The following is a 12,393-nucleotide window of genomic DNA, read 5'->3' on the forward strand; positions in this document are numbered from 1 at the left end:
GCTACTCCCGAATCAGTACTGGCGTGCCTACTTCAACCAGCTCAAAAAGGCGCATAACATCGGCATTCCGCAAACGGATACAGCCATGGGACAGAGGGACACCCATGGGTTCTGTATCCGGCGTTCCATGAATGTATATATAGCGGCGCATGGTATCCACTTGTCCAAGCCGGTTAATACCGGGTTCTGCACCACACAACCAAAGGATGCGGGTTAGTATCCAGTCCCGCTGCGGCTGTGCAGCGGCTAATTGCGGGGAATAGATTTCCCCTGTTGGGCGTCGCCCCACCAAGACGGCATTTTCTGCCAAACCTGCACCAATTTTAGCCCGAATCCAGTGCCGCCCCCGCGGGGTACAGCCACTGCCATAACACTCCCCCGCCCCCTTAACTGCAGTTGAACAAGGCACAACCCAAGGTTGCGCTAATCCCAATAGCGATAACTGCTGTGATGCAATACTGACTTCTATACGCAGGCTAGACATGCTCTGCCTCTAGGTGTTGATAAAGCATCTGTTTTAGCTGCTCAAACTTAACAGGCTTGGCCAAGAAATCGTCCATACCTTGCTCTAAGCACATCACCTTATCCTCATGTGAGGTGTTGGCCGTCAAAGCGATAATACGTATCGATGGTTTATGACGCTCCCGCTCCAACTGGCGAATTCGTCTGGTTGCTTCCAGCCCATCCATAACCGGCATACGCCAGTCCATCAGAATCAAGTCAAACTGCCCTTGCAACCACATGTCAATTACTTCCTCGCCATTGGCTGCTATCTGTACTTCCAGCCCCATCCTCTCCAACATATGGGCTATCACGGTTTGATTAACCCCATTATCTTCCGCCACCAAGATACGGTATGCCCGACTAAAGGCATCCACCTGAGGCATCAAGGGCTGTTCACTATGCTCTAGCTGTAAGGGGAGAGGTAATTCAAACCAAAATGTGCTGCCACGCCCAAGAGCGCTTTCCACATCGATATAGCCCCCCATGCGCTCTACTAGCTTGCGACAAATAGCTAGCCCCAAACCTGTCCCACCATAGCGACGTGTGGAGGAGCTATCGGCCTGGCTAAACCGCTCAAATAACTGCGGCAGAAAGTTCGCTTCAATACCCTGTCCGGTATCCTCTACAGTAAAACGATACCAGGCTACCTGGCCGAGCTTGCGCACCCGTTCGACATACAAATAAATATGCCCTCGGTCGGTAAATTTGACCGCATTACCCAGCAAATTAACCAATATCTGCCGACAGCGTTGTAGATCGCCTATAACCCAGTCCTGGGCAGTCTCCTCATAGTCCAATACCAACTGCAGCCCTTTATCCTGTACCTGCTTACTCACTACCTGTACAGATGCCTGCACCAACTCACCCAGACCAAAGGGTTCATGTACCAGCCTGAGCTTACCAGCCTCTAGCTTACTGAAATCTAAAACATCATTGACGATGGCAAGCAGCAATTCACCGGATGACTGAATAATCTGCACTAACTGGCGATCATCCTCACTCAGTTCAGGGGACTCAGTTAGAATATCAGCAACACCAATAATGCCATTCATCGGCGTACGGATTTCATGACTCATACTGGCCAAAAACTCTGACTTGGCCTGCGTTGCCTGCTCTGCCTCCTCAACTGCTTGCAATAACTTATTCTGCGCCAGCTTAGTTTGACTAATATCTTTCAAAACGATAAGCGCCCCCATGTGTACCCCTTCGTTGTCATACAGAGGCTTGGCGTTAATCGTCAGGTAGTAGGTTTGGTCATCCCGCTCAAACAGATACTCCTGATCCCAGAGCACCTTCTCTTCCAGCGCAATATTCAGCGGCTCACGGGTTTCCTGACTGGTGATCCCCATTGGCTGAAAGCGCCCCAATGGCCAATCACGTAAATGCTCTGCATCAGGCTCAATCCCTAGCAAGCGGTACACGTGCATATTGGCCTGCAAAATAGTGCGCGACAGATCTAACACCAACACCCCATCATTGAGGTTATCCATGATGTTACGCAGCAAACGGTTGTGATTGGTAATTTCAGATTCTTGCCGCACTAATAAAGAAATATCATTAAAAACAGCCACATAGTGCTGAACGTCATTCTGGTCATTGCGAACTTCACAGATGGATAACCACTCCGGGAATACCCGTCCGTCTTTACGCTTGTTCCAAATCTGCCCCTGCCAACGACCACTACTATGCAGCTCATCCCACATCCGCTGATAAAACAGTGGACCGTGTACCCCCGAACTTAACTTGCCAGGATACTGCCCTTCAATTTCCTCAGCGCTATAACCAGTAATGGTGGTGAAGGCTCGGTTTACCGCCAGGATTTTATTTTGCGCATCGGTAATCATGATGCCTTCCTGAGTGTTCTCGAACACCTTCGCCGTTAACAACAGGCGTTGGCGAATATCATGCTCCTCCGTGATATCACGACAGGAAAACATGCCTGCTTCAAACTCAGAAGGATGGGAGAAGGGGGTATAGTGCAACTCGACTAAACGACGCCTACCCGCTCCCACATGGAGGCTAAGACAGGCATAACTGAATGATCGATGCTGCTGAATATCTTGCAGCATCTGACGCTGAAAGAGGCCGACATCATAAAAAGGCTTATCAAAGTTAATAAACCACTGCACCACTCCCTGACCTTTGAGCAGTTGGCGATCTTCTACTCCGATCAACTCCAAAGCAATATCATTACAACGCCGAAAGCTACCCTGCGCATCAATGATAATTAAGCCTTCTCGTGAAGCATCAAAGAACTCCCGCACCCGCACATAGTAGCGATGGTAATTGCGCAAAAAGCGTTCAAGTTCAAAACCTGAAAAGGTATAGGTAGCATCTGGCCGCCAGCTATGAATCTCACCACGTTTCCAATAACGATAGAGTCCAAGGGTTTTGCGATGCAAACGTCGCTGCAGCGCTCGCCAACTGTGTAACAACCAGGGAATGCAGACCACGCCTAACACAATGATCAGCACAACAGCCGATAACATCATGCTCTCTTGGAACAGAAAAGGTTGCAGCTCAATCCCTAGATTGAGCAAGATTTGCCCTTGTCCCGGTGGTAAAGCAGGCATAGTTAAGATGGCCCACATCACACGACCATCAGCACTAGTACGCAAATGCTGATCAGCACTTAAATAAGGCGTTTCTTTTTGCGCGCCAATACTCAGTAACTCACGCCCAAAAGGGTTAATAATCGATAGCGAGTGAATGAGTCCACCATGACTACTCAGGTAAGGCTCAAGGGATAAGCGCAAAGGTTCCAACTGCAAAGGGGCCAGATACGGCCTCACCAAACCCGGTAGCGTTTGTTCAAGCATATGCAGCTGGCGCTCTACCACCAGCTGACGAGATTGCACCATCGCAGTCATATGCCAGCCCAACTGTGCACTAAGCAACAGCAGGGTCAGCAACCAGCTGCCAACCAACCACTTCTCTACCAGGGTTAACCGCCACTTCGGCATAACACCCGCACCCTTGTATCTTGGTATGACGAGGCCGCAGCCCTGCGCCCACCCTGGCTAACTAATAGAGACTACCCACACTGCACACAAGCGTATTAATGAGATACACGCCCAATCCGCGTCCACTGTCCCCATTTACGCTCTACTGCATCTAATACCGCGGTGGCAGCCACTCCCAACTTATCCTGCCAATTGCGCGGCTGCTGATAACGTACCCAGTAAACCTGAGCGTGTTGGCAAGATTGCTGTACCCACTGGTCACTGGTCATCAGCTGGTCCACCAAATTTAGCGACAAGGCTTGGCTGCCATACCACACCTCACCAGTTGCCACTTTCTCAATTTCCAACTGTGGTCGACACTGCTGCACCTGCTCCTTGAACAGGCGATGAGTTTCTTCTAAATCCTGTAAGAACTTCTCCCGACCCTTTTCGGTATTTTCACCCAAGACCGTTAACGTTCGCTTGTATTCACCGGCAGTAAGCAATTCAACATCAATATCATTCTTTTTCAGTAGACGGTGAATATTCGGGATCTGCGCCACAACGCCAATCGAACCAATAATCGCAAAAGGTGCTGCCAAAATACGGTCAGCCACGCAAGCCATAAGATAACCACCACTAGCTGCCACTTTATCGACCGCCACAGTCACGGCGATACCAGCCTCTCGTAGACGCATTAACTGGGCTGCTGCCAAACCATAACCATGCACCACTCCACCCGGACTTTCTAAACGCAACAGCACTTCATCTTCACCCGCACGCGCCACACTCAATACTGCGGTAATTTCTTCGCGTAATTTATCTACTGCATGAGCTCGCATATCCCCCACAAAATCCAGAACATAGATACGCTTAGACTCAGCACGTTTCGCCTGCTCTTCTTTACTCTTTACACGCTTTTTCTGCTCTTTACGCTCAAGTTTTAGCTGTTCAGGAGACAGAATATGTTCTTTTATCGCTGTGGCGATCTCTTCAAAATGTTGATTTAAATGCTGAATTTCTAGCTGCCCCTTGCGTCCACCGCGCTGCCCCTTTACTCCTAGAATAATACTCACTAACGTAAGGGCCACTAATACCAGCACGGTGGCCAGTTTTGCCACAAAGAGTCCGTACTCCACTAGTGCTTCCACTCCATTTCCCCTTCAATACACAGCTTTAATTAGAGGGGCTCATACTAATGCGCACGCCCCTACCCCAGCAAGCCAGGAACCTATGTTAGTCGAACTGCTCCCCCCCTCCATTGACACCCTAACTTTTGCCGTCCTCCTTGCTGTTGCCGCTACAGCTGGCTTCATCGATGCCATCGCCGGCGGCGGCGGCTTACTGACTATTCCCGCTCTTTTAACCGCAGGATTACCACCTCACCTGGCGCTAGGCACCAATAAACTAGCCGCCAGTTTTGGCTCTGCCACTGCCAGTCTAACCTTTTATCGCCGAGGTTTTTTTAATCCGATATTTTGGTGGCAAGCCGCCTTATTTACCTTCATCGGCGCTATCCTCGGCACGCTCATGGCAGATTGGCTAGACGCTACCTGGCTGGATCGTCTGTTACCCATCATTGTTTGCCTGACCGCTCTGTACGTCCTGCTGCAAAAGAAACAACCCAAACAACAAGAACTGCCACCATTGACGCCTGGCCGCCCCCTCTATCAGCGCCTACAAGGCTTAAGTATCGGCTTTTATGATGGTGTTGCAGGGCCTGGAACCGGTTCGTTTTGGGTAGTTTCCAGTATGGGGCTATATAAACTATCCATGCTTTACGCCTCCGGCGTTGCCAGGAGCATGAATTTCATTAGCAATATCGTCTCTTTGGCGGTGTTCTTATTACTAGGTCACGTTCATCTCTTTTTGGGCTTCAGCCTCGGTGTCGCCATCATGACCGGCTCTTATCTCGGCGCGCGTCTGGCTATCCATTTTGGTTCCCCTTTTATCCGCCCACTATTTATTAGCGTTGTACTGATTATCAGCGCTCGCCTAGTGTGGCAGGCATGGTTTAGCTAGAACTGCCAGCCTAGTTAAACGGTGCCACCGTGATCTTTATGTAGATCAAGAAAATGCTGTTTCACTGTGCTTCCTATTAGCTGGCAACCCTGTTAGGCTTGGCTACCCTCTGAAACATCTAAACACAATTAACCAGAGGAGACGTGGACAATTCGGCCTTTCGCTTCTTTGGCAACCCCCATGGGACAACCTAAGCACCCATAGCGCAGCATATCGCTTTATGGTCTTTACGGCCGATCCGTCCCTCTCCTAAGCATAGGAATGGTACTGAATGGCAGGTACTCTCTCCCAAGCCTTCTTCCGCAATTTCTTGGGCAACTCTCCCGTCTGGTATAAACAGGCGATTCTGGGCTTTTTAATTCTTAATCCCATCATGTTGATTTTGGCTGGTCCAGCGGTGACTGGCTGGGTGCTGATTTTCGAGTTTATTTTCACCCTTGCACTCGCATTGAAGTGCTACCCGTTACAGCCAGGAGGGCTTCTCGCGATTGAAGCCATTATCCTGGGCATGACTAGTCCCGAGAGTGTTTACCATGAAGTATCAAACAACCTTGAAGTCATTTTGTTACTAATGTTCATGGTGGCTGGCATCTACTTTATGAAGTCGATGCTGCTGACGGTATTTACCAAAATACTGCTTAATGTACGCTCTAAACTGCAGCTTTCACTGCTGTTTTCGCTCGCCTCTGCATTGTTATCAGCCTTTTTGGATGCCTTAACCGTCACCGCAGTACTGATCAGTGTCTGCGTAGGCTTTTATGCGGTTTACCATAAAGTCGCCTCAGGCAAACAAGTAAGCGACAGCCACGACCACTCGGATGACCTTTCTGTAGGCAATACCCATCACCAAGACCTTGAGGAATTCCGTAGCTTTTTACGCAGTCTGCTCATGCACGGTGCTGTAGGCACCGCTTTAGGCGGTGTCTGTACTTTGGTTGGTGAGCCGCAAAACCTATTGATTGCCGATAAAGCCGGTTGGGACTTTATTCAATTTTTTGTGCTGATGGCTCCTATTTCGATGCCTGTTCTAGCCATTGGCCTAATCACATGCATCCTTTTAGAAATGACCGGCACTTTTGGCTATGGCGCCAAGCTACCTGAGTCTGTCCGCACCATCTTGAAAGAGTTTTCCCGCATTGAGGACTCTAAGCGCTCCCAACGCGATCAGGTCACCCTTTTAGTGCAAGTGGTTGTAGCCATCCTGCTAGTTATCGGCCTTGCCTTCCACCTGGCAGCCGTTGGCTTAATCGGTTTAATGGTGATCATTCTACTGACTGCCATGAATGGCATCACCGAAGAACACCAGATTGGTAAAGCCTTTGAAGAAGCCTTACCTTTTACTGCCCTATTGGTCGTGTTCTTTTCCATCGTGTCTATCATTCATGACCAGCATCTTTTCCAACCTATTATTCACTGGGTATTAGCACAGCCGAGTGAAAACCAGCCCGCCATTTTCTTTGTCGCTAACGGTTTGTTATCTGCTATTAGTGACAATGTCTTTGTCGCTACCGTTTATATCAATGAAGTCTCTGAAGCTCTCAAAAACGGCGAGATCAGCCGTGAGCACTTCGATAAGCTCGCCATTGCTATTAATACCGGCACCAACATCCCCAGTGTGGCTACCCCGAATGGTCAAGCAGCCTTCCTATTCCTGCTTACCTCTGCCATTGCCCCTCTGGTGCGCCTGTCCTATGGCAAAATGGTGGTGATGGCACTGCCTTATACCATCACTATGAGCCTGGTTGGCTTTACCGCAGTTAAGCTATTTCTCTAAGCTTCCAAGCGGAGCAAAATAAAACACCGGGCCAAGGCCCGGTGTTTTATTTTCTGATATCTGACATGAACTAACTGGGAACGATTCGCCCTGCCCTCAATTCAGATATAAATATTAAGCATCAAAGTTGATGCCTAAACGCTTACCCACTTCCTCGTATGCCTCTACTACATCCCCTAGTCCCTGGCGGAAACGATCCTTGTCCAGTTTCTTACGAGTAGCAGCATCCCACAGACGGCAACCATCAGGACTAAACTCGTCACCCAGAATCACTTCATCCTTGAACACGCCAAACTCAAGCTTATAGTCCACCAACAAAATCCCCGCATCAGCAAACAACTGCTTCAGAACGGTGTTGACGGCAAAGGTCAACTCTTTGGCCTTGGCTAGCTGCTCCGGCTTTGCCCAACCAAAAGTTTCTACATAGGACTCATTGATCATAGGATCACCTAGAGCATCATTCTTCAGGAATAGCTCAAAGGTAGGAGGATTCAGCTCAATCCCCTCTTCCACGCCCAGGCGACGACATAATCCACCCGCAGCTAGATTACGCACCACGCACTCAATCGGCATCATCTCCATACGCTTGACCAAGCTCTCATTATCCGACAGGCGCTTCACAAAATGGGTCGGAATACCGGCAGCTTGTAGCTTTTCCATAATAAAAGCGTTGAACTTGTTGTTCACCATACCCTTGCGGTCAAGCTGATCTAGCTTCTTACCATCAAATGCAGAAGTATCATTGCGGAACAGCAAAATTAAGTGATCAGGATCATCGGTTGTAAAGACTGACTTGGCCTTACCCGCGTAAAGCTGCTCACGTTTTTCCATTTACATCACCACTAAAAAATAAACCAACTGGAAAACAAAACCGCTCAAACGAGCGGTTTTGTTAGCAATCAAGCTTCGACCATAAACTGTCGCAGCTTCCACAATAACTCTTCAGCTACCTCAGGTGCGGCCAACACATCCTCATCGGTAAACACTGTCACCAACACTCCCTGACGAGTACGCGACAAGCGTAGCTGATATTTGCCGGTGTGCTTATAAGCACCTGTTTCTTTATCCCAGAAACCCGTAAAACCACCATCATCCTCAAAAACAAAGATAACCCGATTGCCTAACCAGACCTTAAAGCCTTCTTTATAAGCCAAGGGGTTTTTCACATCCTCAATAGGCTCACTCAAGCCGGAATACTTGATTGTTTTCTTCTCTGTCTCAGTAATGCCTAAAGCTTCCGAAATAAAACCAGTGTCCAGCTTTAACGGACCGCGATCAGAGTGCAACCACTCAAAAAAGCCCATCTTCGGCTTCTTAAACTTCAATTGAGTTGAATACGTCATATAGAAGTGGCCCAATTCAGGATCACTACTACCGACATCAAACTTGCCATCCTGCAAGGCCTTTTCTACCTGCTGCCAAACAGAGTTCATCCCTCCTTGCACACGCAGAACAGGGAATCCTCGCTCATTCTGACCAATCAAGGCACGTTGATAGTTTTTCCGCTTTTGCTGAGCCAAGTATGTTACTGCTGACTGCTCATCCTTAGCCTCGCTCAAATAACTCAATAGCTCATACATCATGCGGTTTTTATAGCTGACCTGAGTATTGGGATCTGCCCAATCCAGCTGATAATTACCCTTATCAAAGTCCGCCTTGTTGATAGCAGTATGCTGCACTCGCACTTCAGTCCGGTTTTGTTCAACCGGTATGAGGCTAATACGCAACTTATCAACTGTTCGCTTGTCTTGAGTCAGGTAGAGATATGACAGGAAGGTGTCAATAATACCAGGCTCGTCCCGATTCATTTCCAGCCAGTCCGTCTCCAACACTCCCATTTGTGCATTGGTCTCTACTAAACGGGTACCGGAATAATCAAAGAACTGGATTAATTTCGGCCAAACCACCTCCGCAGGCTCTCCTACGGAAATAAACTTTTCTCCAGCATTACGATCCATGTAAACGTGTTCATTACCAACTTCAGCATAGAAGAACATGGGCCGCGGGGCTTTAGCGTACTGCTCACTCTTAGAGCCTACCTCATCAACCTGACCAACTGGATACAAAGAAACAAACTCTGCCGTTTGCCCTTGTAACTGATCGGGTACTTGTAATGGGGGCAGCGTCTTAGCATTTTGGTATTTGGTTAGCTTATCGTCGAAAAAGCCACCCTGCTTTTTAGCTGGCGCTTTTTCATCTCCACCCAATGAACCGCAGCCGGATAAAACAAGAGCCGCAACCAAAGAAAGTGTCAAACCTTGACGTACACGCACAGCGCTCTCCTTATACCAATCCAGCATGTTTAAGTGCATCTAACACTGTCGCGTGATGATGTTCAGACAATTCAGTCAAAGGCAGGCGAATGCCTGACTCAATCAAACCCATTTGCTCTAACGCCCACTTTACCGGGATGGGATTTGCTTCCACAAAAAGCTTTTGATGCAACGGCATTAACCGCTCATTTAATGCCCGGGCCTCATCTGCTTTACCTGCCAGCGCCAAAGCACAGACCTGAGCCATGACCTGAGGTGCGATATTGGCCGTCACGGAGATATCGCCATGTCCCCCTGCCAGAATAAACTCAACCGCCGTCGCATCATCACCTGAGTAAAGGGCAAAGCCTTGAGGGGCATGCTCAACTAACCAACGTGCCCGATCAAGATTACCAGTAGCCTCTTTCAGGCCAATAATATTAGGTACATCACGCGCTAAGCGCAGAGCAGTTTCTGGCAACAGGTCACAAGCAGTGCGACTGGGAACGTTATACAGAATCTGATCAATCTCTACCGCCTCTGCAATGGCACAGTAATGACGATAGAGTCCCTCCTGAGTCGGCTTGTTGTAGTAGGGAGTGACAGATAAGCAACTATCGGCCCCGACCGCCTTTGCTGCCTTAGAGAGCTCAATCGCTTCCTGAGTCGCATTAGCACCAGTGCCAGCGATTACCGCAATACGTTTATCGACACGTTTGACTACATGAGCAATCACTTCTGTATGCTCTTTGGGGTCCAGAGTAGCCGATTCCCCCGTGGTGCCTACCGCAACGATGGCATTCGTTCCGCCGTCCAAGTGGAAATCGACCAACTTGTCCAGGGCAGCCCAATCAATTGCTCCAGTACGCGTCATGGGAGTTACCATGGCGACAAGGCTACCAGTAATCATGAAAGTCTCCGTGTCAGACATTTTTGTGCTGCCCCATTCTAAAGCACCCCAGAGCAAAGGCAAGCAACAGGCCTAAATGCCTTATAGAGTTGATATTTCAGCACTTACCCCTACATAGTTGTAGCTTTAGCAGGAGGTCTCATGAGCCAAGTAAGCCTTAATCAACCCATCCCACCCTTTAGCGCCGAGAGCACACAAGGCAGCGTTCACAGTGAACAGCTCAAAGGCAAACAAGTCGTTATTTATTTCTACCCCAAAGACAACACCCCCGGCTGTACCAGCGAGAGCCAAGATTTCCGCGATTTACACGCTGCGTTCAGCGCTGCTAACACTGTTATTTTCGGTGTTTCTCGGGACAGTCTGCGTAGCCATGAAAACTTCAGTAATAAGCATGACTTTCCTTTCGCCCTGATCAGCGATCCAGAAGAAAATCTCTGCAAACTATTTGATGTGATTAAGCTAAAAAAGCTTTATGGCAAAGAGCATATGGGGATTGAACGCAGTACCTTCTTAATTGATGCCCAGGGAGTACTACGTCAAGAATGGCGCAAAGTAAAAGTTAAAGAACACGCCGCTGAAGTGTTATCTGCCGCACAACAACTAGCGGGCTAATCAATAATAAAAAGCCGGGATGTGGCACGCCGCCCCTCCCGGCTTCCTTAATCTGACAGCAGCTTACGTTTGCTCTTCTAACTCCGGCTGGCGTGGCCAGGCATAGAGCACCGCCTTACAGAGGGTTGCCAACGGGATCGAGAAAAACACCCCCCAAAAACCCCACAGCCCTCCAAAGACCAGCACCGCCAAAATGATCGCTACCGGATGAAGATTAACCGCCTCCGAAAACAACAAGGGGACGAGCACATTTCCATCTAACGCCTGGATAATACCGTAGCCCACCATCAGGTAGATAAACTCGTTCGACCAGCCCCACTGAAAATAGCCAATCATCGCCACCGGTACAGTCACCACCGCTGCACCTATATAGGGGATCAACACCGACAAGCCAACAAACAACGCTAACAAGGCGGCATAACGCAAGTCCAAAAAGGCAAAGACGACATAGGTTGCAACGCCAACAATAATAATCTCAATGACCTTGCCACGAATGTAATTCGCAATCTGCGCATCCATCTCCACCCATACCTGGTGCAATAGCTTACGTTTTTTTGGCAAAAAGTGTTGCGCCCACCAATGCACAATTTGGCTACCATCCTTCATAAAGAAAAACATCATGATCGGAATCAGCACCATATAAACCAGCAACGTCATCAGATTGGCAATCGAAGATAAGGAAAAGGTCAACACCACCTGCCCCAGCTTACCCAGCTCACCTGCTGCCTGTTCCGTCCACAGCCGCACCTGTTCCGGCGACACTAAAGTGGGATATTTTTGTGGTAACAGATTCAGTAACGCCTGCCCCTCAGCCAACATCCGCGGCAACTCTTTCAACAGATTATTAAACTGCGTCCATATAATTGGCAGGAAAAACAACACAAAACCAAAGAAAAGCCCGATAGCCAAGACAAACACCAGGGATACCGCCAGCCAATGGCGTACTCCATAACGCTTTACACGACTGACCGCTCCTTGCAGCAGAAACGCCAAGATCACACTGGCAAAAACCGGCGCCAGCATGCCTCCCATAGTGATCACCACTATAAAGGCCAACAACAACTGAAAGAACAACACCAAGGCTTCTTCGTTAGAAAAGTGCCGTTCAATCCACTGGCTAAGCACCTTTAACATTTAGTCAGCCCCCTTGCTGATCCAATACTCGAAAGCCCCATCCACTTCCTGCTGCCCAACCAACTGATGGGCACTATGTTTTACGAACACCGGAATATCACGCCAGGATCCAGCATCCGTTGCTCGTACCCAGAGCACCTGACCAGTAGTCATATGGCGCAGGGACTGCTTAGTTTTTAACAATGGCAGAGGACAGGCCAGCCCTCTCGCATCCAGTTCTACGTCATGCTTCATCTGCTAACG

At 48.9% G+C, this 12,393-nt stretch carries 11 protein-coding genes; 3 read left to right on the forward strand and 8 right to left on the reverse strand.

The genetic code is table 11. The features are described from left to right. Position 1 precedes the first annotated feature (1 nt). The 3 genes from Q334_RS0111770 to sohB form a co-directional block, all read right to left on the reverse strand. Positions 2-484, reverse strand: coding sequence for a L,D-transpeptidase (locus Q334_RS0111770; RefSeq protein ID WP_027313384.1), 483 nt, complete (start codon positions 482-484; stop codon positions 2-4). Further along, complete coding sequence (locus tag Q334_RS20080; protein ID WP_027313385.1) at positions 477-3,467, reverse strand: PAS domain S-box protein; 2,991 nt, start codon at positions 3,465-3,467, stop codon at positions 477-479. Before Q334_RS20080 ends, Q334_RS0111770 begins: the two co-directional genes overlap by 8 nt. A gap of 95 nt (positions 3,468-3,562) precedes the next feature. Next, complete coding sequence (gene sohB, locus Q334_RS0111780; protein WP_027313386.1) at positions 3,563-4,597, reverse strand: protease SohB; 1,035 nt, start codon at positions 4,595-4,597, stop codon at positions 3,563-3,565. Between the two features lie 82 nt (positions 4,598-4,679). On the opposite strand from sohB, the gene Q334_RS0111785 reads away from it, so the two are divergent. Together Q334_RS0111785 and nhaB are read left to right on the forward strand one after the other, a co-directional pair. Further along, the gene (locus Q334_RS0111785; RefSeq protein WP_035461372.1) at positions 4,680-5,468 is read left to right on the forward strand and encodes a TSUP family transporter; all 789 of its coding nucleotides are present in this window, start codon (positions 4,680-4,682) and stop codon (positions 5,466-5,468) included. Positions 5,469-5,739: 271 nt separating this feature from the next. Next, entirely contained in the window at positions 5,740-7,242 is a 1,503-nt protein-coding gene (gene nhaB / locus Q334_RS0111790) for a sodium/proton antiporter NhaB (RefSeq protein ID WP_027313388.1), read from the forward strand. Positions 7,243-7,356: 114 nt separating this feature from the next. On the opposite strand, the gene purC is transcribed toward nhaB, so the two are convergent. The 3 genes from purC to dapA all read right to left on the reverse strand — a co-directional run bounded on the left by purC (position 7,357) and on the right by dapA (position 10,404). Continuing rightward, positions 7,357-8,073 carry a phosphoribosylaminoimidazolesuccinocarboxamide synthase gene (purC, locus tag Q334_RS0111795; RefSeq protein ID WP_027313389.1) on the reverse strand — a complete coding sequence of 239 codons (717 nt, stop codon included), beginning with the start codon at positions 8,071-8,073 and terminating at the stop codon, positions 7,357-7,359. A 68-nt stretch (positions 8,074-8,141) separates the two neighbouring features. After that, positions 8,142-9,515, reverse strand: coding sequence for an outer membrane protein assembly factor BamC (gene bamC, locus Q334_RS0111800; protein WP_027313390.1), 1,374 nt, complete (start codon positions 9,513-9,515; stop codon positions 8,142-8,144). Between the two features lie 10 nt (positions 9,516-9,525). Continuing rightward, positions 9,526-10,404, reverse strand: a complete 879-nt coding sequence (dapA, locus tag Q334_RS0111805) for a 4-hydroxy-tetrahydrodipicolinate synthase (RefSeq protein ID WP_027313391.1) — start codon at positions 10,402-10,404, stop codon at positions 9,526-9,528. A gap of 141 nt (positions 10,405-10,545) precedes the next feature. On the opposite strand from dapA, the gene Q334_RS0111810 reads away from it, so the two are divergent. After that, complete coding sequence (locus Q334_RS0111810; protein ID WP_027313392.1) at positions 10,546-11,016, forward strand: peroxiredoxin; 471 nt, start codon at positions 10,546-10,548, stop codon at positions 11,014-11,016. Between the two features lie 63 nt (positions 11,017-11,079). Here the strand turns inward: Q334_RS0111810 and Q334_RS0111815 are convergent, their stop codons facing one another. Together Q334_RS0111815 and Q334_RS0111820 are read right to left on the reverse strand one after the other, a co-directional pair. After that, complete coding sequence (locus tag Q334_RS0111815) at positions 11,080-12,150, reverse strand: AI-2E family transporter (protein ID WP_027313393.1); 1,071 nt, start codon at positions 12,148-12,150, stop codon at positions 11,080-11,082. After that, complete coding sequence (locus Q334_RS0111820; RefSeq protein ID WP_027313394.1) at positions 12,151-12,384, reverse strand: sulfurtransferase TusA family protein; 234 nt, start codon at positions 12,382-12,384, stop codon at positions 12,151-12,153. Positions 12,385-12,393: the final 9 nt, after the last annotated feature.

It is taken from the genome of Balneatrix alpica DSM 16621 (genome assembly GCF_000619885.1).
Lineage (GTDB): Bacteria > Pseudomonadota > Gammaproteobacteria > Pseudomonadales > Balneatricaceae > Balneatrix > Balneatrix alpica.

Coding starts and splice junctions, on each gene's coding strand:
- Q334_RS0111770 (WP_027313384.1), bottom strand. CDS start 484: ATGTCTAGCCTGCGTATAGAAGTCAGTATTGCATCACAGCAGTTATCG.
- Q334_RS20080 (WP_027313385.1), bottom strand. CDS start 3,467: ATGCCGAAGTGGCGGTTAACCCTGGTAGAGAAGTGGTTGGTTGGCAGC.
- Q334_RS0111785 (WP_035461372.1), top strand. CDS start 4,680: ATGTTAGTCGAACTGCTCCCCCCCTCCATTGACACCCTAACTTTTGCC.
- nhaB (WP_027313388.1), top strand. CDS start 5,740: ATGGCAGGTACTCTCTCCCAAGCCTTCTTCCGCAATTTCTTGGGCAAC.
- purC (WP_027313389.1), bottom strand. CDS start 8,073: ATGGAAAAACGTGAGCAGCTTTACGCGGGTAAGGCCAAGTCAGTCTTT.
- dapA (WP_027313391.1), bottom strand. CDS start 10,404: ATGATTACTGGTAGCCTTGTCGCCATGGTAACTCCCATGACGCGTACT.
- Q334_RS0111810 (WP_027313392.1), top strand. CDS start 10,546: ATGAGCCAAGTAAGCCTTAATCAACCCATCCCACCCTTTAGCGCCGAG.
- Q334_RS0111815 (WP_027313393.1), bottom strand. CDS start 12,150: ATGTTAAAGGTGCTTAGCCAGTGGATTGAACGGCACTTTTCTAACGAA.
- Q334_RS0111820 (WP_027313394.1), bottom strand. CDS start 12,384: ATGAAGCATGACGTAGAACTGGATGCGAGAGGGCTGGCCTGTCCTCTG.